The sequence below is a fragment of the Rhizobium sp. C1 genome (assembly GCF_021026335.1).
Lineage (GTDB): Bacteria > Pseudomonadota > Alphaproteobacteria > Rhizobiales > Rhizobiaceae > Ensifer_A.
The window spans coordinates 239980-262551 of the sequence record NZ_JAJNCY010000005.1; the positions used below are offsets into that span (position 1 = coordinate 239980).

General features: G+C 63.0%; 21 protein-coding genes and 1 pseudogene. 6 read left to right on the forward strand and 16 right to left on the reverse strand.

The genetic code is table 11. From position 1 onward, the window contains the following. Positions 1 to 18: 18 nt before the first annotated feature. Positions 19 to 810, forward strand: coding sequence for an SDR family NAD(P)-dependent oxidoreductase (locus LQK83_RS13120; protein WP_230837850.1), 792 nt, complete (start codon positions 19 to 21; stop codon positions 808 to 810). Here the strand turns inward: LQK83_RS13120 and LQK83_RS21865 are convergent. Continuing rightward, on the reverse strand, positions 737 to 1087 hold the full coding sequence (locus tag LQK83_RS21865) for an AMP-binding enzyme (protein WP_442966758.1): 351 nt from the start codon (positions 1085 to 1087) through the stop codon (positions 737 to 739). The genes LQK83_RS13120 and LQK83_RS21865 overlap by 74 nt on opposite strands. Continuing rightward, positions 1082 to 1365 (reverse strand): annotated as a pseudogene (locus tag LQK83_RS13125) (AMP-binding protein); the annotation flags it as partial. The gene LQK83_RS21865 and the pseudogene LQK83_RS13125, both read right to left, overlap by 6 nt. Before the next feature lie 22 nt (positions 1366 to 1387). On the opposite strand from LQK83_RS13125, the gene LQK83_RS13130 reads away from it, so the two are divergent. Beyond that, entirely contained in the window at positions 1388 to 2335 is a 948-nt protein-coding gene (locus tag LQK83_RS13130) for a LysR substrate-binding domain-containing protein (RefSeq protein WP_230837851.1), read from the forward strand. 90 nt (positions 2336 to 2425) lie between these two features. Here the strand turns inward: LQK83_RS13130 and LQK83_RS13135 are convergent, their stop codons facing one another. The 4 genes from LQK83_RS13135 to LQK83_RS13150 all read right to left on the reverse strand — a co-directional run bounded on the left by LQK83_RS13135 (position 2426) and on the right by LQK83_RS13150 (position 6562). Next, positions 2426 to 3268: an ABC transporter permease gene (locus LQK83_RS13135; protein WP_230837852.1), complete on the reverse strand. Its 843-nt coding sequence runs from the start codon at positions 3266 to 3268 to the stop codon at positions 2426 to 2428. A 5-nt stretch (positions 3269 to 3273) separates the two neighbouring features. Further along, positions 3274 to 4152: an ABC transporter permease gene (locus LQK83_RS13140; RefSeq protein ID WP_230837853.1), complete on the reverse strand. Its 879-nt coding sequence runs from the start codon at positions 4150 to 4152 to the stop codon at positions 3274 to 3276. Beyond that, positions 4149 to 5258 carry an ABC transporter ATP-binding protein gene (locus LQK83_RS13145; RefSeq protein WP_442966759.1) on the reverse strand — a complete coding sequence of 370 codons (1110 nt, stop codon included), beginning with the start codon at positions 5256 to 5258 and terminating at the stop codon, positions 4149 to 4151. Before LQK83_RS13145 ends, LQK83_RS13140 begins: the two co-directional genes overlap by 4 nt. Before the next feature lie 128 nt (positions 5259 to 5386). Further along, entirely contained in the window at positions 5387 to 6562 is a 1176-nt protein-coding gene (locus LQK83_RS13150; RefSeq protein WP_230837854.1) for an extracellular solute-binding protein, read from the reverse strand. 169 nt (positions 6563 to 6731) lie between these two features. Between LQK83_RS13150 and LQK83_RS13155 the strand changes: the two genes are divergently transcribed. From LQK83_RS13155 to LQK83_RS13170, 4 genes are read left to right on the forward strand one after another with little or no spacing between them, the layout of a single operon-like run. After that, positions 6732 to 7454 carry a GntR family transcriptional regulator gene (locus LQK83_RS13155; RefSeq protein ID WP_230837855.1) on the forward strand — a complete coding sequence of 241 codons (723 nt, stop codon included), beginning with the start codon at positions 6732 to 6734 and terminating at the stop codon, positions 7452 to 7454. A 51-nt stretch (positions 7455 to 7505) separates the two neighbouring features. Beyond that, positions 7506 to 8693: a mannonate dehydratase gene (gene uxuA, locus LQK83_RS13160; RefSeq protein ID WP_230837856.1), complete on the forward strand. Its 1188-nt coding sequence runs from the start codon at positions 7506 to 7508 to the stop codon at positions 8691 to 8693. Between the two features lie 9 nt (positions 8694 to 8702). Then, complete coding sequence (uxaC, locus tag LQK83_RS13165) at positions 8703 to 10118, forward strand: glucuronate isomerase (protein ID WP_230837857.1); 1416 nt, start codon at positions 8703 to 8705, stop codon at positions 10116 to 10118. Then, entirely contained in the window at positions 10115 to 11566 is a 1452-nt protein-coding gene (locus LQK83_RS13170) for a mannitol dehydrogenase family protein (RefSeq protein WP_230837858.1), read from the forward strand. The genes uxaC and LQK83_RS13170 overlap by 4 nt, the downstream gene beginning before the upstream one ends. 13 nt (positions 11567 to 11579) lie before the next feature. On the opposite strand, the gene LQK83_RS13175 is transcribed toward LQK83_RS13170, so the two are convergent. From LQK83_RS13175 to LQK83_RS13220, 10 genes are all read right to left on the reverse strand, one after another. Further along, positions 11580 to 12935, reverse strand: coding sequence for an alpha-glucosidase/alpha-galactosidase (locus LQK83_RS13175; protein ID WP_230837859.1), 1356 nt, complete (start codon positions 12933 to 12935; stop codon positions 11580 to 11582). A 217-nt stretch (positions 12936 to 13152) separates the two neighbouring features. Beyond that, positions 13153 to 13530: a DUF6165 family protein gene (locus LQK83_RS13180; RefSeq protein WP_230837860.1), complete on the reverse strand. Its 378-nt coding sequence runs from the start codon at positions 13528 to 13530 to the stop codon at positions 13153 to 13155. Next, complete coding sequence (locus LQK83_RS13185) at positions 13530 to 15134, reverse strand: tetratricopeptide repeat protein (RefSeq protein ID WP_230837861.1); 1605 nt, start codon at positions 15132 to 15134, stop codon at positions 13530 to 13532. The genes LQK83_RS13180 and LQK83_RS13185 overlap by 1 nt, the downstream gene beginning before the upstream one ends. A gap of 87 nt (positions 15135 to 15221) precedes the next feature. After that, entirely contained in the window at positions 15222 to 16808 is a 1587-nt protein-coding gene (locus LQK83_RS13190) for an FGGY family pentulose kinase (RefSeq protein ID WP_230837862.1), read from the reverse strand. Beyond that, entirely contained in the window at positions 16801 to 17508 is a 708-nt protein-coding gene (locus LQK83_RS13195; protein ID WP_230837863.1) for an HAD family hydrolase, read from the reverse strand. Before LQK83_RS13195 ends, LQK83_RS13190 begins: the two co-directional genes overlap by 8 nt. A 12-nt stretch (positions 17509 to 17520) precedes the next feature. Continuing rightward, complete coding sequence (locus LQK83_RS13200; RefSeq protein ID WP_230837864.1) at positions 17521 to 18996, reverse strand: mannitol dehydrogenase family protein; 1476 nt, start codon at positions 18994 to 18996, stop codon at positions 17521 to 17523. 37 nt (positions 18997 to 19033) lie between these two features. Further along, a complete protein-coding gene (locus LQK83_RS13205) occupies positions 19034 to 19810 on the reverse strand; it encodes an L-iditol 2-dehydrogenase (protein WP_230837865.1) in 777 nt (258 codons plus the stop codon). Then, a complete protein-coding gene (locus LQK83_RS13210; protein ID WP_230837866.1) occupies positions 19807 to 20805 on the reverse strand; it encodes an ABC transporter ATP-binding protein in 999 nt (332 codons plus the stop codon). The genes LQK83_RS13205 and LQK83_RS13210 overlap by 4 nt, the downstream gene beginning before the upstream one ends. 10 nt (positions 20806 to 20815) lie before the next feature. Next, a complete protein-coding gene (locus LQK83_RS13215; RefSeq protein WP_230837867.1) occupies positions 20816 to 21646 on the reverse strand; it encodes a carbohydrate ABC transporter permease in 831 nt (276 codons plus the stop codon). A gap of 3 nt (positions 21647 to 21649) precedes the next feature. Continuing rightward, a complete protein-coding gene (locus LQK83_RS13220; RefSeq protein ID WP_230837868.1) occupies positions 21650 to 22519 on the reverse strand; it encodes a carbohydrate ABC transporter permease in 870 nt (289 codons plus the stop codon). Between the last annotated feature and the right edge of the window lie 53 nt (positions 22520 to 22572).

Below are 22572 nucleotides of genomic sequence, written 5' to 3' on the forward strand. Positions count from 1 at the left end.
GTTTCACAGGAGAAATAGATGATGATGAACAAACCCCGTTTCGCGCTGGTCACGGGTGCGGGATCCGGCATAGGCCTGGCCACGGCCGGGCGTCTGGTCAAGGCCGGCTGGCGTGTCGCACTGGTCGACGTCAACGGCGAGGCGCTAGCCCGCGCCGCCGCAGACCTCGGCCCGGCAAGTCTGCCCTTCACCTGCGATCTGTCCGACGCGGCCGCGGTCGAGGCGCTGATGCAGGCAATTGGCGCTGCATCCGGCGGCAAACTCGACCTGCTGGTCAACAATGCCGGGCTCTTGTGGTCGGGTCATTTCAAGGATCAGACGCCGCAAAGCATTGCGCGGATCACCACCGTCAACACGATGGCGCTAGCGATCTGCACGAGGCTGGCCTTTCCGCTTCTCAAGGCGAGCGCCGATGCCGGGGGCAAGCCGGTCGTGATCAATCTTTCCTCCGCCTCCGCGGCGGCGGGGATTCCCAGCCTTGCGATCTACTCGGCCTCCAAGTTCTGGGTTCGCGGCTTCACCGAGGCGCTTGCCGTTGAATGGCGCGGTCAGGGCATTGCCGTGCGCGACGTCATGCCGCCCTTCGTGCACACGCCGATGATGGCGGGCAATGCCGCAGCCAATCCGTTCCATGTGCGCCTCGGTGCCAACCTCAGCGCCGACGATGTGGCGCGGTCGATCGTCTCGTCAATTCAAGGCGGGCCGCTTCATCGCTACATGACCCTGCAGCTGCAATTCACCCGCCTGCTGATCGCCCTCTTGCCGGGCTCATGGACACGCCGCGCCCTCTCGGCCATAGGCGGGTATTGAGGGCGATCAGGTCTCCTGGCAAATCGACGCTTTGATCGGCCATGTCGGCACCGGGCTCTTCGGCGCCCGGTGCCGAATGTCTTGCAAATCCCTCAGGCAACCGGCTGCTTGAGCCGGACGCGCTGGATCTTGCCGGATTCCGTCTTGGGCAATCCCTGACTGTGGGCTCGGCAGGGATCGCCTGTTCGGCCAGAACGACATAGGCTTTCACGATCCGCCCCCGCGCCTTATCGGCCGCGCCAATGACCGCGCATTCCCGGACATAGGGGGCGTCCACGATCGGCTTGCCGGTCCGCTTGACCCATTCGTCGAAAACCGGCGCGGGCAGCGTTTCGCCAACCGAAACGGCAATACGCTGCGAGGAAAGATCGACCCCCTTGTCATCGCCATGAGCATGGCCCGATAGGCGGTGGGTGCGGTAAAGCAGATCGTCGCCCTGTACTTGCGGATGATCTCGATGAGGTTCGGCGGTGTGGCGTTTTCAATCAGGGCCGCACAGGCCCCGAAGCGCAGCGGGAAGACGGCAAGTCCGCCAAGCCCGAAGGTGAAGGCCAAATAATAGCTGCGAATTTGGCGGATGACGTTCTATATTCAGGACGTTATCGTCCTGAATAGGGAGACGCTGATGAATGGCCTCGACGACATGTATCTATTTCGAAAGGTTGTGGAATCGGGAGGAATATCGGCTGCCGCGAGACGCTTGGGGATCGCCAAGTCGACACTGGCCCGGCGCGTGGGTGATCTGGAAACGCGGCTTGGCCTGCCGCTCTATCACCGTGACAGCCGGCGCTTCGGGCTCACCAATTTCGGATCGGAATGCTACCAGCACTGCGTTCGGCTGGCGAATGAGGCCGACAAGGTTCTGGCTCTGGCCGAACGCACCCGCGCCTATCCGACAGGCGTGCTGCACGTCGTGTGCCCGCCTGTGATCGGGGCCGCCATCGTCGACGCACTGGCGGTGGAATTTGCCGCCTCGGTGCCGGATGTGCGCCTGCATCTGGAAGAGACGATGGGCGTTTTCGACCCGCGCGAAACGCTTGCCGATTTCGCCATCTATCCCAGTTTCACACCACTGCCTGACTCGACCCTCGTTGCCCGCAAGATCATGTCGGCACCCTATGCTCTGGCCGCACGGCCGGATCTGCTCGAAGGACGGCCGTTTCCCAGGAGCCCGGACGAGCTTCAGGATCTTCGCTGCATCGGGCTGGGCAGCCGCGGAACCGACTGGAAATGGCGACTTCAAAAGGGTCGTCAAGTGCAGACGCATCGCTTCGCGCCGGTGTTTACCACGACACTTCCGAGCGCCCTTCTCAACGCCGCCCTGCAAGGTCTGGGGGCCGCGTCGCTTCCGGCTATGTTCTGCCGTCGCCCGTTCGAGGACGGCCGGCTCATTCCACTGCTTGAAGACTGGTCACCCGATCCGGTGACGCTTTATGCGGTCTATCCCAGTTCACGAACGCTTTCCAACGCCGCCCGTCAGTTCCTGAACTTGCTGCTGGAGCGTCTGCCGCGCCTGCTGGCTTAAATCCGCCTGGAAACGCCACAGATATCTGCTCCACGCGCTCAGCCGAACCACCCGTCTGACGGTCGGCCCGAGTTGCGCGGGCCGCCGGTTTCAATGCGCCGATTGCTGCTTGGCGCGGGTGACGATCTGCGTCGGGTTGACGAATTGCAGCGCGATCACCAGCCAGAACAGCGTCGTGACCATGTAGACGACCGCCATGGCGTCGATGGATTGCGAGGCCCGTACGCCCGAGGCGAACACCGCATAGTAGAGCGAGACGACGAGCGTCTGTGTCGTCGGGCCCGCGACGAGGAAGGTCAGCTCGAACATGGCGAGCGCTCGAACGAGAACAAGCAGCAGCGCGGCCAGCATCCCGGGCAGGAGCAGCGGGAACAGGATGCGCAGGAAGAGGCTGGTCGTCCCTGCCCCGAAGACGCGAGCGGCGGCCTCGATGCGCGGATCGATCTGCTCGATGAAGGGGATCATGACCAGCACGACGAAGGGGAAGGACGGCACGAGGTTGATCAGCACAACGCCCCAGAACGTGCCGCCGAGCCCGAACTGATAAAGCACGGTTGCGAGCGGAATGCCATAGGTCAGCGTCGGAATGAGGAGCGGCAGCAGGAAGAGCAGAACGACGATCTTCTTGCCCGGAAAATCGCGCCGCGCCAGCGCATAGGCCGTGATGATGCCGAGCAGGCCCGACAGGATCGTGACGGTGAAGACGATCTCGAAAGTCACGAGAACGACATCGGACAGCTGGAACTCGTTCCAGGCATCGAAATACCAGCGCGTCGTCCAGCCGGCCGGCAGCCATGTGCCAAGCCAGCGCGTGGCGAAGGAATTGATAATCACGACCGCAATCACCGCCGCGAGATTGAGCACGAACAGGCCGGCCACCGCCCAGATGGCGAAGCGCCAGATTTTCGAAGTGAGGCCCTTGTCACGGATCATCGGGATCAACCTTTCGTGCCGCCGGCGGGGCCGCGATAGAAGAGGGACCGGCCGGCCAGAACCAGCACGACCACGACAAGCTCAACGCCGCCCATGATGAGCGCGATCGCCGAGCCCATGGAGTGATCATATTGCTCGAAGGCCGCCTGATAGGCCGCAATCGAAATGACGCGCGTCGGACCGGCAGGCGCGCCGAGAAGCACGGCGGAGGGGAAGACCGCATAGGCCTGCACGAAGGACAGGCAGAAGGTCACCGCAAGACCGGGCACCAGCAGCGGCAGGAAGATGCGCGCGAAACGCTGGCGCGGCCCCGCCCCGAGCGTCGCCGCCGCCTGCTCGATGGCCGGATCAATGCCGGACACATAGGAGAGCGTCAGCAGGAAGGCGAAGGGAAAGCCCGTGATCAGCAACGAGGCAAAGACGCCCCAGTAATTGTTGGTGAGCTTGAGCGGTTCATGCAGGATGCCGAGCAGCATCAGCGCGTGGTTGAACCAGCCGCGCGGCCCCAAAAAGGTCAAAAGGCCATCGGCGACGAAAACCGTGCCCAGCGTGATCGGCAGAACGAGGATCGTCGTCAGCAGCCGCTGCCGGCGCATGAGCCGCACGCGAAAGGCGATCGGCACGGCGAGCGCGAGATTGACGATGGTCACCGGAAGCGCCAGCCACAGCGTCGCGGCGATCGTGCCGTATTGATAGGGATCATGGAAGAATTTGGCGTAGTTGGCATACCAGGCGCCCTCCTTGGGGCGCAGGGAGTCGATCACGCCAAAGGCGAAGGGATAGACGAAGAGTGCCAGGATGAAGATCAACCCCGGCAGGATGAGCAGTGTCGTGCCGTCAAGGCCGCGTGCGGCAAGCCGGCTGCGAAGCGAAGGCGCGCTCATGCCGCGTCTTCCCGGAAGATCAGGGCGCGCTGCGGAGCCGGCGACAGATAGGCAGACGCACCGCGCGACAGGGGCTCATCGGCGCGGAAGTAAAGTTCCGCCCCGGCAGCCGTGCGCGCCAGCCCGAAAAAGGCGCGGCCGCGATATTCGATGCTGACGACGGTTGCCGCAATGCCGGGTGCCGTGGCGCTCGCGACCAGGTCTTCAGGGCGAATGGCGAGAGCCGCGTTTTCGCCCGCCCTGAACGTTTCGCGTGCCAGACCGGTGAAGCGGCTGCCATCGACCTCGATTTCGGCCTCGTCGCCGGCGACCGAGACGATCCGGCCCGGCATGCGGGTGCGGAAGCCCATGAAGTCGGCAACGGTGAGATTGACCGGCCGCTGATAAAGCTCTTCCGGTGTGCCGATCTGCTGGATATTCCCCTGGCTCATGACGACGATGCGGTCGGCAAGCGACAGCGCCTCGTCCTGGTCATGCGTGACATAGATGGTGGTCGAGCCGATCTGGTCGTGAATGGCGCGGATTTCGGCGCGCATTTCCAGGCGCAGCTTGGCATCGAGATTGGAGAGCGGTTCGTCCATCAGGACGACGGGCGGACGGATCACGATGGCGCGGGCAATGGCCACGCGCTGCTGCTGTCCGCCGGAGAGCTGTCCGGGCAGCTTGTCCGCCTGGCTTTCCAGCCGCACCATGGCGAGCGCGTCGCGGATGCGCTTCTCGGCCTCCGGCCCCTTGATGCCCTGCATGGCAAGCCCGAAGCCAACATTCTTGCGCACGCTCATATGCGGAAACAGCGCATAGCTCTGGAAGACCATGCCGAAGCCACGCTTTTCCGGCTCGAGCTGGTCAATGCGGCGGCCGCCGAGACGGATTTCGCCGCCGGTGAGTTCCAGCAGTCCGGCAATGCAGTTGAGTGCCGTCGACTTGCCGCAGCCCGAAGGGCCAAGCAGCGCGATGAACTCGCCGGGCTCGATGGCAAGGTCGATCCCTGCCAGCGCGTTATAAGCGCCGAAAGACCGGCGAAGACCGTCAAGCTCAAGACGCCCACCAATTCGTGATGCGCCCACGCCCGATGCAACTGATGCCGGGTTCGCATGTTCTGCCACTGCGTTCACTCTATGCTCCATTCCGGAAAGACAGGCGGTGCGGACGCCAAGCCCGCATCGCTTTGTTTGGACGCAATTCCGGACGGAGAACCGGTTCCCACTTTTCCCGGAATTGCTTCGACTTCCAATCAGCCCTTCTTCGAACCGATCTTCTCATCCCAGATGCGGAAGGCTTCCACCATCTGCTTGGGCTTCAGCGGCACTTCCAGCGGGTTGTTGGCGATCCAGTCGGCATATTCGGGACGCCCGAACTGCTTGATCGTGTCCTGGCTGGCCTGCGGGGCCATGTCGAGCGTGACATCCTTGACCGCCGGGCCGGGATAGAAATAGCCGGCGTCATAGGCGATCGCCTGCTGCTTCGGCTGCAGGATGAAGTTCAGCACATCCATCAGCACCGCGACCTTCTCGTCCGGCACACCCTTCGGGACGACGGCATAGTGTGCGTCCGTGACCCAGTGGAAACCGTCCAGCTTGGCGACCTTGGCCTCGGCCGGCACGATACCGAGCGCGCGCGGGTTGATGTCCCAGCCGGTGGTCGAAACCATCATATCGCGGGTGCCTTCCCCGAGTTCCTTGCAGACCTGCGTGGTGCCGCTCGGATAATATTCGATATTCTCGCCGAGCGCCGCCAGGTATTCCCAGGTCTTCGCCCAGCCGTTCGTCGGGTCGAGCGGGTCCTTGTCGCCCAGCAGATAGGGCAGGCCCATCAGGAAGGTACGGCCGGGGCCGGAATTGGCGGGACGGGCATAGATGAAGCGGTTCTTGTTCTGCTTGGCCCAGTCGAGAAGCTCCTGCGTGTTCTTCGGCGGGGTCTTCACCTTATCCGGCATGTATTCGAGAAGCGGACCGGACGGATAATAGGTGACAACGACACCCTGATCCTTGGCCAGCGCCTGCATCTTCCAGGCTTGCGGAATATAGATCTTTTCCAGATCCGGCAGGTCTGCCTTGTGCGCGGCTAGGTCGAGCCAGAGACCCTGGTCGAGACCAGCGGAGAGTGCATCCGTACCGGTCAGCACCAGATCGATATCGACCTTGCCGGCCGTCTGCTGCGCCTTGATCTTGCCCGGCAGTTCCGGCGCCGGCGCCTTGGTGAAGGCGAAGCGCGAAACCCAGTCCGGCTTCTGCTTGGCATAGGCTTCGAACATGCCTTGCGTCAGCGCCAGATTGCCGGCCACATCGGCGACCGTGATCGTGACAGGGCTTGCGGGCTTCTTGATCTCCGCAAGCAGGCGGCTGGGGAACGACCCCAGGACAACCGCGCCGGCCGCGCCTCCGACAAATGTCCTACGCGAAATTTTCATGCTGGCTCCTCCGTTTGCTTCAGGCGGGCACCCGGGGTGCCGCGACACTTAGATCGATTTCAAAACACCGGGAAATTCTCAGTGCGGGCCGACCTCCTCCGTCGTGGCCCTTGGCAAGTCTGCATAACTGATATACTAGTACACTTGATCCTGTCAACAGAGCCCCTTGATGACGCAGAACGAGCCTACCCGCAGCCTTGACGATGCTTCCGCTGGCAGAAGGCCCCCGAGCCTTGTCCGCGTGACCACGGCGCGCGCCATCTATGAACGGCTGCATGCTGATATCCTGTCGCTGAAGATGCCGCCCGGCATCGCCCTGCAGGAAAAGAAGATCGCCGAGGAATTCGGCGTCAGCCGCACGCCCGTGCGAGAGGCCCTGCTGCGGCTTTCGGAAGGCGGGCTGGTCGACATCTATCCGCAGTCGGGCACGGTCGTGTCGCGCATTCCCGTCTCCGCGATCCCGGAAGCCGTGGTGGTGCGCAAGGCGTTGGAATCGACGACCGTAGAGAAGGCGACGCAAGTTGCGGATGCTGCTGCCATTGCCCGGCTGGATGCCATCATCGCACGCCAGCGCACCTGCTCTGCGCTCGGCGACACATCCGGCTTTCACGAGGAAGACGAGGCCTTTCACGAGGCAATCACCCAGATTGCCGGCTATCCCGGCATCTGGACAATCCTCAAATCGGTGAAGGTGCAGATCGACCGCGCGCGGCGGATCACGCTGCCGATCCTCGGGCGCATGGACAAGGTGATCCAGGAGCATGTCGAGATCCGAGATGCCATAGCAGCCCACGACGCCGACGCAGCCCGGGCTGCAATCCTGCATCATCTTAACGCAGTCATTCCGGATGTCGCGGAATTGCGGCTGAAACATCCGGATTACTTCCGGTAAGTCAATACTAACTCAATATTACAGGCAGGCCGAAAGGCGGAGGAGACAAAGTTGCGGCAGGGTTGGAGATGGTTCGGGCCGGAAGCACCGGTCACGCTGGACGAGGTGCGCCAGACGGGCGCGACGAATATCGTATCCTCACTGCATCAGGTTCCCATCGGCAGGGTCTGGACGGAGGCCGAGGTCGCCGAGCGCAAGTCGCTGATCGAGACGACGCCGGCGGGTCGCTCGCCGCTCATCTGGTCGGTGGTGGAAAGCATTCCGATCCCCGATGCGGTCAAGCGCATGGGCGGCAAGGCGAAGGCCGAGATCGAGGCGTGGATTGCGAGCCTTGAGGCGGTTGCCGCCTGCGATATCCCGATCGTCTGCTACAATTTCATGCCCGTGGTCGACTGGACGCGCACCGAACTCGATTACGAGATCGAGACCGGCGCCACAGCCATGCGTTTCGACCACGAGCGCTTCGCCGCTTTTGACCTTCATGTCCTGCAACGTGCCGGTGCCGAAGCCGAATACTCGGCAGAGGATCGCGTCCGCGCCCGCGCCGTCTTCGAGGCGATGACCGAGGCGGAGATTGCGGAGATCACCCGCATCATCACCTCGGCCCTGCCCGGATCCACCACCGAGCCGATGACCGTACCGGGTTTCCGCGACAAGCTCGCGCAATATACCGGCATCGATGCCGGCAAGCTGCGTCAGCATCTCATCGAATTCCTGGAGGCCGTGACACCCGCCGCGGAAGCGCGTGGCGTCAAGCTGACGCTGCATCCCGACGATCCGCCGCGCCCGCTCTTCGGCCTGCCGCGCATTGCCTCCACCGCTGACGATTATGCAGCACTCTTCGACGCCGTGCCCTCCCCGGCCAATGGCATGTGCTACTGCACAGGCAGCCTTGGCGTGCGCGCCGACAACGACCTGCCGGCGATTGCCCGCCGTTTCGCGGAGCGCATCCATTTCGTCCACCTGCGCGCCACCAAGCGCGAGGGTGATGGCCGCTCCTTCCACGAGAGCGCGCATCTGGAAGGCGATGTCGACATGGTGGCGGTTCTGAAGGAACTCGTCGCCGAGGATCGCAAGCGGGACGCCGCCTCGCAGATGGTCTTCCGCTCAGACCACGGCCACCGGATGCTCGACGATCTGAACAAGACCGTTACCCCCGGCTATCCGGCGATCGGCCGCATGCGCGGCCTCGCGGAACTGCGCGGCATTCTCTACGCGCTCGGCGCGGTTCCGAACTGAGGAAACGACATGGACAGCAAGAATGGCATCCTCCATCCAGATCGGCTCTTTCCCGCTGATCCGGCCACCCGCACGGTCGCGCGCGACCTTTATGAAACCGTGAGCGGCCTGCCCATCGTCAGCCCGCATGGACATACGGAACCGTCGTGGTTTGCCAATGACACCGCGTTTGAGGATGCATCGGCGCTGCTGGTGATCCCCGACCACTATCTCTTCCGCATGCTCAACAGCGTCGGCGTCAATCTCGACAGCCTCGGCGTTCCCCGCCTCGACGGCAAGCCGGTGGCGAAGGGGCGCGACATCTGGCGCGCCTTTGCCGCGCACTATTCGCTGTTTCGCGGCACGCCCTCAAGCCTCTGGGTCGATCATGCAATGTCCGCCGTACTCGGCTGCGACGAGGCGCTGACTACTCAGAATGCCGACCGGCTCTACGACCATATCAATGCTGAGCTCGCCAAACCGGAATTCCGCCCTCGCGCGTTGCTGACCCGCTTCGGCATCGAGACGATTGCGACGACCGAGGGCGCGCTGGACCCGCTCCCGCATCACCAGAAGCTCGCCGCCGACGGCTGGATCGGCAAGGTGCGCACGACCTATCGGCCCGACAGCGTGACCGATCCGGATGCGCCGGGCTTTCGCGACAACCTCATCAAGCTCGGCGAAATAACCGGCGAGGACGTGACCCGCTGGGACGGCATGATCGCCGCGCATCGCAACCGCCGCGCCTATTTCCGCCAGTTTGGTGCGACCGCGACCGACCACGGCGTGCCTTCTGCCTTCACCGCCGATCTTGCGGCGACCGAGAAGCAGACACTGCTTGACAAGGCGCTGAAAGGGCCGCTTTCGGCTTCGGACGCCGAGCTCTTTCGTGGCCAGATGCTGACCGAAATGGCGGGCCTGTCGGCGCAAGACGGCATGGTCATGCAGATCCATGCGGGCTCGCGCCGCAACACGGACGCCGCGCTTTTTGCCTCGCGTGGGCCCAATATGGGCGCCGATATCCCGGGCCGCACCGACTGGGTGGGCGGGCTGAACGCCCTGCTTGCAAAGTACGGTCACGCGCCGGGCTTAAAGATCCTGCTTTTCACGCTGGACGAGACCACCTATGCCCGCGAACTCGCCCCCATGGCGGGCTATTGGCCATGCCTGATGATCGGCCCGCCCTGGTGGTTCCATGACAGCCCGGCCGGCATCCGGCGTTACCTTGATCAGGTCTCGGAAACGGCGGGCTTCGCCAATCTCGCCGGGTTCAACGACGACACGCGGGCGCTGCTTTCGATCCCCGCCCGGCACGATGTCTGGCGGCGCGAGGTCTGCCGCTATCTGGCCGGTCTGGTTACCGAACACCGGATCACGAGCCAAGAAGCCGAAATCGTCGCGCACGATCTCTGCTATGCGAACGCGAAGAAGGCCTACAAGCTGTGACGACACGCCTGCAAACTCTGGATAGCCTCCCCGCCTCAGTTCTCCGCCCGGTCTATGATCGCGATCGGGTCACCACCGGCATCCTGCATCTTGGGCCGGGCGCCTTCTTCCGCGCCCATCTCGCCGTCTATACGGACGACGTACTAGTGAAGGACAATCGCTGGGGCATCGAAGCCGTCAGCCTGCGCAGCACCGATGTGGTCGATCATCTGAACGAGCAGAACGGGCTCTACACGCTTCTGACGCGCGACACGGCGGGTACGTCCGCGCGTGTCATCGGCTCCATCGCGAAAGCCCATGCGGCATCCCGCGATCCGGGCTCTCTGCTGAAGCGTCTCGCCGATCCCGCGATCCGCATCGTCAGCCTGACCGTCACCGAGAAGGCCTATGGGCTCGATCCGCGCACCGGCGGGCTCGATCTTGCGCATCCCGACATCGCCGCAGACCTTGCCAATCCCACCCATCCGCGCGGCGTCATTGGATATATCGTGGCCGGTCTCGCCGCGCGCCAAGCGCAGGGCCTGAACCCGTTCACGCCGCTCAGCTGCGACAACCTTCCGGGCAATGGCGCGGTGCTGAAGCGACTGGTTCTGGAATTTGCCGACCGCATTGATCCGGCGCTGCGGCGCTGGATCGAGGAGAGCGTCCCTTTCCCCTCCACCATGGTCGACCGCATCACGCCGGCGAGCACCGACGAGACCTATGCGGATGCCGAGCGTCTCACAGGCCACGCCGACCGCGCCGCCATCGAGACCGAACCCTTCTCGCAATGGGTGATCGAGGATCACTTCGTTGACGGCCGTCCCGCCTGGGAAGAGGCCGGCGCGCTGATGGTCTCCGATGTGTCCGCTTACGAGAAGATGAAACTGCGCATGCTCAACGGCGCGCATTCGCTGCTGGCCTATCTCGGCTTCATCGCGGGCCACGAATTCATCCGCGATACAATGCAGGATGCGGCGCTGAAATCATTAGCCGAACGCCACATGCAGGCAGCGGCCCGCACGCTCGATCCGCTCGCCGGCATCGATCTCGACGCCTATGCGAGTGCGCTGATCGCCCGCTTCGAAAACCGGGCGATTGCCCACCGCACCTACCAGATCGCGATGGACGGAACGCAGAAACTGCCGCAGCGCCTGCTCCAGCCAGCGGCGGAAGCGCTGGCGCGTGGCGAGGACGCCGAAACCTTTGCCCTCGCGATTGCAGGCTGGATGCGCTACGCGCTCGGCATCGACCGCAACGGCAAGCCCTACGACCTGCGCGATCCGCGCGCCGGCGAAATCGCCGGGCTGCTGGAGGCGACGGACCGGAGTGCACGCGGCATCGCAAGCGCGCTCTTCTCCCTCCCCGGCCTGTTTCCCGTCGCCCTGACGGACAATGCGCCATGGTGTGCCCGGGTGGAGCGCGCCCTCTTCGATCTCATGTCCGAAGGGCGCACTGGCTCCGGCTGACCCGCTTTGAGCCTTACTTTGTGCGCGCCCATTCCGGCAGCCACTCGCCGTGGGCGGCAATCAGGTCGTTCGTCATCGACCAGATCTGGTCGAGATCGAGTTCGGCGGCGGTGTGCGGGTCCATCATCGCGGCGTGATAGATGTGCTCGCGATTTTCCGTCATGAGCGCCTGCACGGTCAGTTCCTGCACGTTGATATTCGTGCGGATCAGCGCCGTCAGCTGCGGCGGCAGCGCGCCGATGAAGGTCGGCTGGATGCCGTTATTGTCGACGAGGCAGGGCACTTCGGCCGCACAGTTTTCCGGCAGCGAGGTGATGCAGCCATTATTGCGGACGTTGCCGTAGATCACCGACGGTTCGCCGGTCCAGACGGAGTTGACGATGGACGAGGCATATTCGTGGCTCGCCTTGACCTCGATCTTCTCCGCCGCCTTGTAGGCATCGGCCTGCGACTTCCAGCGCTCGATCTGCTCGATGCAGCGCTTGGGATATTCATCCAGCGGAATGCCATACTTCTCGATCAGGTCCTCGCGGCCTTCCTTGATGAAATAGGGCGTATACTCGGCGAAATGCTCCGAGCTTTCGGTGACGAAATAGCCGAGCCGCGTCAGCATCTCGTAGCGCACCTTGTTGGGGCAGCGCGGGTTCCAGTGGCTGGGCTTGGGGAAGCGGCCTTCGCGATAGCCCTTCAGAAGCTCCGGATAGAGGTTCTTGTAGGAACCATCCGCCTGACGATGTTCGAAATTCAGATAGAAGGCCATGTGGTTGATACCGGCGGCACGGTAGCGGATTTCCTCGACCGGGATGTCGAGATCGCGCGCCAGTTCGTAAGCCGTGCCTTGCACAGAATGGCAGAGACCGACCTGCTTGATCGTCGGGTATTTCTCCGCAATCGCCCAGGTATTGATGGCCATCGGGTTCACATATTGCAGCATGACCGCATTGGGGCACACGGCGAGCATGTCTTCGCAGATCGACCAAAGATGCGGCACGGTGCGAAGCCCGCGCATGATGCCGCCAATGCCGAGCGTGTCGGCAATCGTCTGGCGAAGGCCATATTTCTTCGGCACTTCGAAGTCGGTGACCGTGCAGGGCTCATAGCCGCCGATCTGGAAGGCAACGACGACGAAGTCGGCCTTGTCGAGCGCGCGGCGCTGGTCCGAATGCGTCTCGATCTTCGCGGACACGCCGAGCGTCGCGATGAGCTTGGAGGCGACGATCTCGCTTTCCGCCAGCCGCTGCGGGTTGATGTCCATCAGCGCGATTGTGCTGCCCGCAAGCGCCGGGCGCTGCAGAACGTCGCCGATGATGTTCTTCATGAAAACGGTGGAGCCTGCGCCGATAAAGGCAATTCTCGGGTTCCGGTTCATCGTGTCTCGCGCTCCTCGCTTCGCGCCCCGCTCCCGGCGGAGGCCATATTATGCTGACTTGGCGGCGCAGGAAGATGTCATACACAACCGCCTTTGAATGCTTGAATATCCTTGGGCAGGCGGGAATGAAAAGAGAAGGCTTGTGCTTTTATGGGTAATTTTGTGCTCATGAACAACCGGCGACTCTCCTCTCCCCTTGCGGGGGAGGAGACGCATCTTACGCATAAGGCCGGTAGGACTTTTCCTCGACAAGCTCCGACGACAGCGCGAAGTTGATTTCGCGTTTCACATCGGCGCGCTGGTCGTTGGTCACATAGACGGAGCGGGCAAGTTCGATGAAGCGGGGGCCGAAATCCTTTTCGCGCTCGCAATCGCGGATCTCATCCTCGATCTCCCAGAGCGCGGTATTGACCTCTTTCAGCTTCAGTTTCAGCCTCAACACCTGCGTCGCGACCGGCGAGAGCTTGCGGTTCAGGAGCCAGAGCTCGCGCGTGACATTGGCAAGCTGCTTGACGTCCTTGATCCGCTCGGACTTGATTTCGAGGATCGTGATCTTGTCGACCAGTTCGCCCCAGGACACCGGCACTTCGATCATCAGTCTTTTTCCTTTTCTTGTGTCTGTTCAGCAATATCGGCTGCAATACGATTAAAAAGTTCAAACCAGTCGTCGCCCGCCCCGGCCCGCCTGAGCTGCATCGTCGGATACCAGGGCGAATCGTCACGCTCGAGCATCCAGCGCCATTCCGCGACATGGCGCAGCGCCACGACCACCGGCCGGCCGAGCGCGCCGGCCAGATGCGCAATCGAGGTGTCGCACGTGATGATGAGGTCGAGGTTTTGCATCACGGCGGCGGTATCGACAAAGGCATCCGGGCCGCGGTCGAAATCGTCGCCGAAGACGTGGACGCACCCGGCCAATTCCGCCGGAAGCTCACCCGGCCCGACATCCATGTGAAGTGCATAGAGCGCGACGCCGGGAAGGACGGCCAGAGCGCCGAGCGCTGCGGGGGGGATGGAGCGGCGCGGATCGACACGAAAATCCTGACTGCCGCGCCAGCAGAGCCCGACCTTCAGCCCCGACCCCGCCATGCGCGCGCGCCAGAAATTGACCTTGTCCGGCTCGGCGAAGAGATAAGGCACCGTAGCGGGAATGGTGGTCTCCACCGTCGAGAAGGCGCGCGGCAACGAGCTGATGGCAATCGTCGCATCAAATGCACCGGAGAAATCGTTCGTCTCGCGCCATGCCACGTTTGCGCCGGACGAAGCCAGCAGGCGCCGCATCCTGGCGGGACCGGCGAAGGTCACATCCGCACCATGATCGGCCAGAAGCATGACATAACGGAAGAACTGGATCGTATCGCCAAGCCCGTGATCGTTGACGACAAGCACCTTCTTGCCGGTGATCGTTTCCGGCCGCGCGAGGTCAAAATGCGCCTCGCAGACCGGGATCGGGCGGTGACCGTCGATCCAGCGATGCTCATAGCCTTCCCAGCCCGCTTCGAATTCGCCGAGCAGCAGTTGCAGCGCGCCCCTGCTGCTCAACGCTTCTTCCAGCGCCGGATCAAACACGAGGGCGCAATCGTAGTAATCCATCGCCTGCTTGAAATCGCCCTTGCTGCGGGCGACGATGCCGAGCCCGCAATAGGCTTCCGCGCAATCCGGCTTCAGCAGTGCCGCGCGCATGAAGGCCTCACCCGCCTCGTCTTCGCGGCCAAGCCGGCGCAGCGCGCTGCCCAGATTCAGCTCCGCCTCGATGAGGCCCGGCTCCAGCCTCAGAGCCGTTTGCAGCGCGACGATCGCCTCTTCCAGACGTCCGCTCTCGTAAAGTGCCGCGCCCAGATTGGACTGCGCGCCGGCGTCTGCCGGCTGCAGCGCCGCAGCGCGCAGAAAATCGGCGACGGCCGGCTCCAGCCTCTTCAGCGCAAAATGAAGGCAGCCGCGATTGAACAGCGCGTCGAAATAATCCGGCTCAAGCTCAATGGCTCGGCCGTAAAAGGCGAGCGCTCCGTCATAATGACCTGCGGTCTGAAGAATGTAGCCGCCCGAGCAGAGCGCTTCGGGAAAATCCGGTTGCACCGCCAGCGCCGCATCCAGGCACTCGATGGCGCGTTCCAGCCGACCTTCGGCCTTTTCCTTCAGGCCAAGGACATAGAGCGCACGGGCGTCGTCCTTCACGATCCGGGTTTTGGGGCTGGTCATGGCTATGGATCCTGGGCGCACCTGGCGCACATGCATCCAGGCTCGGGACTCACAATGCCTTCAAGGACTTGCGCGAGGCTTTCAGCCCTACCGCATGAGAGCGGAAAGCGCCTCGCGCTGCTGCTGCAGGGCGAGAAACACCGCGTAGTCGCGCGCATGCGCCCGCGCCGTCTCCGCGCGCGGCGCCACAGTCTTTGTGGCCGGCGTCATCCGCGCCGATGCATCCGCAATATCGCGATAGAGTCCGGCCGCCAGAGCGGCATTGACCGCCGTGCCCAAAAGCACGGCATCGCGGCCCTCGTGCAAGCGGATGGCGCGGCCGGTCACGTCGGCATAGAGTTGCGGGATGAGCGGGTGTCCGGCAAAGCCGCCGGTCATCAGCAGGCTTTCGATCCGCCCGCCCTGCGGCAGATGCTGCAGGATCTGGCGAATGCTGCAGGCCAGCGCCACGCAGGCCCGCCAGTAAAGCTTCGCCAGCCCGTCGAAGCTGGTATCGAGCGTCATACCGACGATCACGCCCGTCAGCGCCGGGTCCGGCACGGGCGAGCGGGCGCCGTGAAAATCCGGCAGGAGCGCGAGCGGCAGGCCGTAGTCCGGCCCCTCCTCGCCGAGACGCCCGGCGATATGATCGAGAAGCTGGAGGTGTTTTTCCCGGCTCGGCGCGCCACCTTGCGGGTGCATGCGGATGACATGGTCGAGCAGCGCGCCGGAGGCGGACTGGCCGGCTTCCGTCAGCCACAGACCGGGAAGACCGGCATCGCGGAAGCCACCCCAGCAACCGGGATGCGTATCCGCCATCTCGGAAAAGGTGACGAGGCAGCTCGATGTGCCGGCAACAAGGGCCGCCTTGCCAGACAGCGCGGCAAGATCCGTGCCGCAAAAGACGCCGATCGCGCCGGCATAGCCGTCGATCAGGCCGGAGGCGACGACGCAGTTTGCAGAAATTCCGAGGTCACGCTGCGCGGCTTCGCCCAGCCTGCCTGCGGGCTGCGACGGCGCGCGCGACTGTGCGGGCAGACCGGCCCTTTCCGCAAGATCGGCAAGCCCGATGCGTCGGTAGAAGTCATCCGGCCGTGCGCCCGGTGCCGCCGGCTCGTAAGCCCATTTCGACGACAGCGACGAATGCGAGCGACTGTCGTTTCCCGTCTCCCGCCCCGTTGCACACCAGGTCAGATAGTCGCAGAGATCGAAGGCCAGGCCCATCCGGGTCCAGGTTTCGGGCAGGCGCCTCTTCAGCCAGAGGAGCTTGGGCAGCTGCATTTCGGGCGAAAGCCTGCCGCCGAAACGGGTAACGACCGCATCATCAATCGAAGTCTCCAGCGCTTCAGCATTGGCGCGATGGTCCATCCAGAGCATGGTATCGGCCACACCGGGTCCACCGGCGGAGATGCTGAGCGGCAGACCCTGCCGATCACGCACGACCAGCGAACAGGTCGCGTCGAAGCCGATGGCTGCGACATCGGCCGCGTCGATATCCGCCTCGCTGAGTGCCGCGCGCACGCAAGTCATGACGGCCTGCCAGATGTCATCGCTGACCTGTTCGTAATGACCGGGTTCCGGTTGCAGGACCGTGATTGGAGAAACGGCGCGCGCCAGCTGGCGGCCGTCTGCCGTGAAGACCCCTGCCCGCGCACTGGCGGTCCCCACGTCCACCGCAACGATATACTCACCCATGAAGGCTGTCTTCCGAACTCCTCAACCCGTCGACAAATTGCAGCAAATCCGGCATGGCGTCAAACCATGCATCGGGCTTCAGCGCCGCAATCTTCTGCCGGAAGGCGGGCGACTGCGCATGACCGCCGCCCCCAAAGGCCACGACGCGCATGCGCGCCGCCTGCGCGGCCACGATGCCCGCTGGACTGTCCTCCACCACCACACAGTTTGCCGGCGAAAAACCGCACTGACGAGCGGCATGGAGGAAGAGATCTGGGGCGGGTTTCCCGGCCTTGACCATGGTGGCGCTGTAAAGATGCGATCCGAATGCTTGCGCAAGGCCGGTGACGGCAAGGCTCTTGGCGATCCGTTCCGGCTGGCTGGACGAGGCGACGCAGGTGGAAATGCCGCGGCGGGCCAGCCCGTCGAGCACCGCACCGATGCCCTGCACCGGCTGCAACTCCTGCTCATAGCGCGCGAAAAGACGCCGGCGGATCATCGCCGGGAAATCCTCCGGCAGGCGCACACCGAATTCCTGCTCGACGGTCTCGGCCACGGCCCCGAGACTGCGACCGAGGAAACGGTCGGCGATCTCATCGTCACAGAGTGACACCCGCTGGCCCTTCAACATTTCGCCGAGCACCGAGAGTGCAATCGGCTCGCTGTCGACGAGAACTCCGTCACAATCAAAAATTACCAGAAGGCTGCCCTTGCCGCGCATTGCATAAGGCCTTCAGAGCTTGCCGTCGATATAATCGGCAAGCGTCGCGGCCGTACCCTTCGCCCTGAGACGCGCCAGCGCCTTGGAAAAGCTTTCGACAAAGCGCGGGTTCGTCCCGACATCGCCGAAGATGTCGCCCAGCGCCAGAAATGCCTTCGGATCGGCGCGCGACGCCAGCGCTGCCTTCTGCAGCCGCTCGGCGCTCTCGTCATTGAAGACGATCGGTTTGCCGCTATCCGACACGCCTTCGAAATATTTGCACCAGAGGGCGGAAACCAGCGACAGGCCGGTCACATCCTGCCCCTTGGCGAGCCGAGCTGCGGTCGCCGGCAGGATGAATTTCGGCTGGCGGTTCGAACCGTCCTGCGCCAGACGCGGGATCGTGTCGCCGATCTTCGGATTGGAGAAGCGGCGGTCTATGAGGTCGAAATAGTCGGCAAGGCTCGTGTTCGGTACGGGCGGCACGACGGGGATGATCTCGTTATGCTCGAGCTTTGCCAGAAACGCCTTGATCAGCGGATTTTCCATCGCCTCGTGGACGAAGTGGATGTCCATGAGCGACGCCGGGTAAGCAATGGCCGCATGGCCGCCATTGAGGATGCGCAGTTTCATCAACTCATAGGGCGCGACATCGGGGACGAATTCCGCACCGGCATCCTCGAAGGCCGGGCGGCCGAGCGGGAACTTGTCTTCCAAAACCCATTGCTTGAACTCCTCGCAGAAGACCGGCCAGCCATCCTCGATGCCATAGGTCTCACGGGCAATGTCGATCTCGCGCTTGCCGGTAGCCGGGGTGATGCGATCGACCATGGAATTCGGGAAGACGACGTTCTTTTCGATCCAGTGGGCGAAATCGGGATCGGAGAGTGCGGCAAGGCCAGCCACGGCCGCCTCCGTCACTTCGCCATTGCCTGGAATGTTGTCGCAGGACATGACGGTAAAAGGCGGATGGCCGGCGGCGCGGCGCTTCTTGAGGCCCGCGATGATCAGGCCGAAGACCGTCTTCGGTTGATCGGGGTTGGCGCCATCGACGGCAATTGCCGGATGTTTCGGATCGAACTTGCCGGTTGCCGGATCGATGAAATAGCCGCCTTCCGTGATGGTCATCGAGACGATTCGGATGGCCGGATCGGCGAGCCTGTCGATGATCGCGTCGAAATCGGGGGCGGCGATGAAATCGATCATCGGGCCGGTAATCGTTGCGGCAGACTTGGAAATATCCTGCTCCACCACCGTCGTCAGATAATCCTGCGCCTTGAGCACGTCCCGCATCTTCGCATCAGACGCCATGACGCCCGCGCCGATGATGGCGAAGTCGAGATTCTTGCCCTGATTGAACAGGTCGTGCAGATAGACTGCCAGATGGGCGCGATGGAAATTGCCGACGCCGAAATGCAGGATACCGGCGGAGAGATCTTCCCGGCGGTAAGTCGGCACGGAGGCCTTGTCGGCTAGTTTCGGCTGGTTGGCTAAGGATAGTTTGGTCATCGTCATCTCCCCGGCTTGGCGGGTATCAAGGGTCTGTTCAGCTCATCCAGTTGCCGCCGTCGACATTATATGTCTGGGCAACAATGTAATCGGCTTCGGGGCTCGCAAGGAAGATTGCCATGCCAACAAGGTCATTTGCAGTACCCATGCGGCCAAATGGCACTTCTTTTCCGACCAGTTTCTTCTTTTCACCGAGCGGACGGTTCTCATACTTTGCGAAAAGCGCATCCACGCCATCCCAGTGCTCGCCATCGACCACGCCCGGCGCGATCGCATTCACATTGATGCCGTGCTTGATCAGGTCGAGCCCGGCTGACTGCGTCAGCGAAATGACGGCGGCCTTGGTCGAGCAATAGACTGCCACCAGTGCTTCGCCACGCCGGCCGGCCTGGCTCGCCATATTAATGATCTTGCCGCCCGCGCCGCGCGCGATCATCGACTTCGCCGCCGCCTGCAGCGTGAACAGCGTGCCGGCGACGTTGATTGCGTAAAGCGTGTCGAAGCTCTTGCGGGTGATCTCGACGATGGGAGCGAGGTCGAACAGCGCTGCATTATTGATCAGGATATCGATGCCCCCGGTCCGCGCATCGACGGCAGCAATCGCCGCATCGATAGAGGCCTGATCCGTCACGTCCATTTTCACCGCATAGGCCTGCGGCCCCAGTTCGCGGGCGGTCGCTTCGGCGCGTTCGATATTGATATCGGCAATCGCCACCGTCGCGCCCTCGCGGATATAGGCTTCGGCGAAAGCCCGGCCGATGCCGCGCGCCGATCCCGTGATCAGCGCCGATTTTCCCTGCAGACGTCCGCTCATACGGCCAGCCCCTCATTGTTGAATTTGTGGATGCGCCGCTCGTCCGGCGTCAGATAGATCGTATCGCCATGCTTCAGCATCGCGTCGCCGGCGGTGCGCAGCGTCAGCGTGCCGGCGCTCTCGGTGTGGACATGGCAGAATGTGTCGGAGCCGAGATGTTCGGCAACGCCGACCGTCCCCTTCCACGCACCGTCCGTCGTCGAGACGGTCATGTGTTCCGGACGAATGCCGATGGTCCTGGCGCCGTGCTTAGCCGCTTCCGCGCCCTCGATCAGGTTCATGCGCGGCGAGCCGATGAAGCCGGCGACGAAGAGATTGCGCGGGCGGCTGTAAAGCTCCAGCGGCGAACCGACCTGCTCGATATTGCCGCGATTGAGCACGACGATCTTGTCCGCCATGGTCATGGCTTCCACCTGGTCATGCGTCACATAGATCATCGTCGTGCCGAGCTGCTGGTGCAGTTCGGAGATCTCGAGCCGCATCGTCACGCGTAGCGCAGCGTCGAGGTTCGACAGCGGCTCGTCAAAGAGAAAGGCCGTGGGCTGGCGAACGATCGCACGGCCGATGGCGACGCGCTGGCGCTGGCCGCCGGACAGTTGCCCCGGCTTGCGCTCCAGGTAATCGGTGAGGTTCAGGACCTTCGCCGCTTCCGCCACCTTGCGGTCGATCACCGCCTGTTCCTCGCCCGCCATCTTCAGCGGGAAGGCGATGTTCTTGCGCACCGTCATATGCGGATAAAGCGCATAGGACTGGAACACCATGGCAAGCCCGCGCTTTGCCGGAGCCTCGGAGGTCACGTTCCGGCCGTCGATCTCGATCGTGCCGCCGGACGTGTCTTCGAGCCCGGCGATCAGCCTGAGCAGCGTGGACTTGCCGCAGCCGGAGGGTCCGACAAAGACCACGAATTCGCCGTTCTCGATTTCGAGATCGATGGAGGGGATGACCTTCAGCTCGCCGAAAATCTTGGAAACCTTGTTCAATCTTATGCTGCCCATGACGGTCTCCTTATTTGACTGCGCCGAAGGTGAGGCCGCGCACGAGCTGCTTCTGCGAGAACCAGCCCATCACCAGGATCGGTGCGATGGCGAGCGTGGAGGCCGCGGAAAGCTTTGCCCAGAAAAGCCCTTCGGGACTGGAATAGGATGCGATGAAGGTGGAAAGCGGGGCTGCCTGCGAGGCCGAGAGGTTCAGCGTCCAAAAGGCCTCGTTCCACGAGAGGATTATGTTGAGAAGCACGGTCGAGGCGATGCCGGGAACGGCCATGGGCGCCAGCACATAGACGATTTCCTTGCCGAGCGTTGCCCCGTCCATGCGGGCGGCTTCGAGAATTTCGCCGGGAATTTCCTTGAAGTAGCTGTAGAGCATCCAGACGATGATCGGCAGGTTCATCATGGTCAGGATGATGATGAGGCCGAGCTTGGTGTCGAGCAGCCCGAGATTCTTGAAGGCGAGATAGAAGGGCACAAGCACGGCCACCGCCGGCATCATCTTGGTCGAGAGCATCCACATCAGGATGTCCTTCGTCCGCTTGCCGGGATTGAAGGCCATGGCCCAGGCGGCAGGAATGGAAATCAGCAGCGCAATCAGCGTCGAGCCGAAGGAGACGGCGGCCGAGTTCCAGACATGGAGAAGATAATCCGAGCGCTCCTGCACTTCGCGATAGCTGTCGAGCGTCCAGTGGAAGTTGAGGAAGACCGGCGGAAAGGCAATCGCGTCGCCTTCCGACTTGAAGCTGGTGATGATCGTCCAGAGGATCGGGAAGAAGAGGATGAGCGCGATCACCCAGGCAACGACGGTGAAGGTGATGCGCCGCGAAGTGGAAACCGATCGTGCCATGGTTCAAGCCTCCAGGTTCTTGCCGATGATGCGCATCAGGAAGAAGGCGACGATATTGGCGACGACCACAGCGATGATCCCGCCGGCGGATGCGCTGCCGACATCGAAGTTCAGAAGCGCCTGTGTGTAGACGAGGAAGGGCAGGTTCGTGCTCGCCGTGCCCGGTCCGCCATTGGTGGTGACGAGGATTTCGGCAAAGACGCCCAGTAGGAAGATTGTTTCTATCAGGATCACGACCGTGATCGCCCGCGACAGATGCGGCAGGACCAGATAGATGAAGCGGCTGACGACGCCGGCGCCATCCATTTCCGCCGCTTCCATCTGCTCGCCGTCGAGAGACTGCAGGGCGGTCAGCAGGATCAGCGTCGCGAAGGGCAGCCATTGCCAGGCGACGATCAGGATGATCGAGAGCAGCGGGATCTGCGCGAGAAAGTCGACCGGCGGCAGGCCGACCAGCGAGAAGAGCCAGGCGAAGATCCCGTAGATCGGGTTCATCAGCATGTTCTTCCACACGAGTGCCGCCACGGTCGGCATGACGAAGAAGGGCGAGATCACCAGAATGCGCACGATCCCCTGCCCGAAGATCGGCTGGTCGATCAGAAGCGCCAGGAACAACCCGCCGATCACGGTGATCAACAGCACGCCGCCGACGAGATAGATCGTGTTCAGCACGGCGGATGCGAAGGCCGGGTCGGTGATGAAGTAATAATAGTTGTCGAGCCCGGCAAAGGAGATGACAGGGTTCAGAAGCGTGTAGTTCTGGAAGGAATAATAGAGCGTCGCGGCCAGCGGCACGGCCATCCAGACCAGAAGCAGGATGACGGCCGGCGCCATCATTGCCCGCGCGGTCGTGCGCATCTGTATCGTTGCCATGGCTCAGTTCCTCTCCAGGGTTATGGCATCCGGTTCCGCCTGTGCGGCGGTCC

Excerpts from the sequence above, each read along its gene's own strand:
- LQK83_RS13135 (WP_230837852.1), bottom strand. The coding sequence starts at position 3,268 with ATGATCCGTGACAAGGGCCTCACTTCGAAAATCTGGCGCTTCGCCATC.
- LQK83_RS13150 (WP_230837854.1), bottom strand. The coding sequence starts at position 6,562 with ATGAAAATTTCGCGTAGGACATTTGTCGGAGGCGCGGCCGGCGCGGTT.
- LQK83_RS13185 (WP_230837861.1), bottom strand. The coding sequence starts at position 15,134 with ATGACCAGCCCCAAAACCCGGATCGTGAAGGACGACGCCCGTGCGCTC.
- LQK83_RS13190 (WP_230837862.1), bottom strand. The coding sequence starts at position 16,808 with ATGGGTGAGTATATCGTTGCGGTGGACGTGGGGACCGCCAGTGCGCGG.
- LQK83_RS13120 (WP_230837850.1), top strand. The coding sequence starts at position 19 with ATGATGATGAACAAACCCCGTTTCGCGCTGGTCACGGGTGCGGGATCC.
- LQK83_RS13220 (WP_230837868.1), bottom strand. The coding sequence starts at position 22,519 with ATGGCAACGATACAGATGCGCACGACCGCGCGGGCAATGATGGCGCCG.
- LQK83_RS13215 (WP_230837867.1), bottom strand. The coding sequence starts at position 21,646 with ATGGCACGATCGGTTTCCACTTCGCGGCGCATCACCTTCACCGTCGTT.
- LQK83_RS13195 (WP_230837863.1), bottom strand. The coding sequence starts at position 17,508 with ATGCGCGGCAAGGGCAGCCTTCTGGTAATTTTTGATTGTGACGGAGTT.
- LQK83_RS13175 (WP_230837859.1), bottom strand. The coding sequence starts at position 12,935 with ATGAACCGGAACCCGAGAATTGCCTTTATCGGCGCAGGCTCCACCGTT.
- LQK83_RS13130 (WP_230837851.1), top strand. The coding sequence starts at position 1,388 with ATGACGTTCTATATTCAGGACGTTATCGTCCTGAATAGGGAGACGCTG.
- LQK83_RS13155 (WP_230837855.1), top strand. The coding sequence starts at position 6,732 with ATGACGCAGAACGAGCCTACCCGCAGCCTTGACGATGCTTCCGCTGGC.
- LQK83_RS13200 (WP_230837864.1), bottom strand. The coding sequence starts at position 18,996 with ATGACCAAACTATCCTTAGCCAACCAGCCGAAACTAGCCGACAAGGCC.
- LQK83_RS13205 (WP_230837865.1), bottom strand. The coding sequence starts at position 19,810 with ATGAGCGGACGTCTGCAGGGAAAATCGGCGCTGATCACGGGATCGGCG.
- uxaC (WP_230837857.1), top strand. The coding sequence starts at position 8,703 with ATGGACAGCAAGAATGGCATCCTCCATCCAGATCGGCTCTTTCCCGCT.
- LQK83_RS13140 (WP_230837853.1), bottom strand. The coding sequence starts at position 4,152 with ATGAGCGCGCCTTCGCTTCGCAGCCGGCTTGCCGCACGCGGCCTTGAC.
- LQK83_RS13180 (WP_230837860.1), bottom strand. The coding sequence starts at position 13,530 with ATGATCGAAGTGCCGGTGTCCTGGGGCGAACTGGTCGACAAGATCACG.
- LQK83_RS13210 (WP_230837866.1), bottom strand. The coding sequence starts at position 20,805 with ATGGGCAGCATAAGATTGAACAAGGTTTCCAAGATTTTCGGCGAGCTG.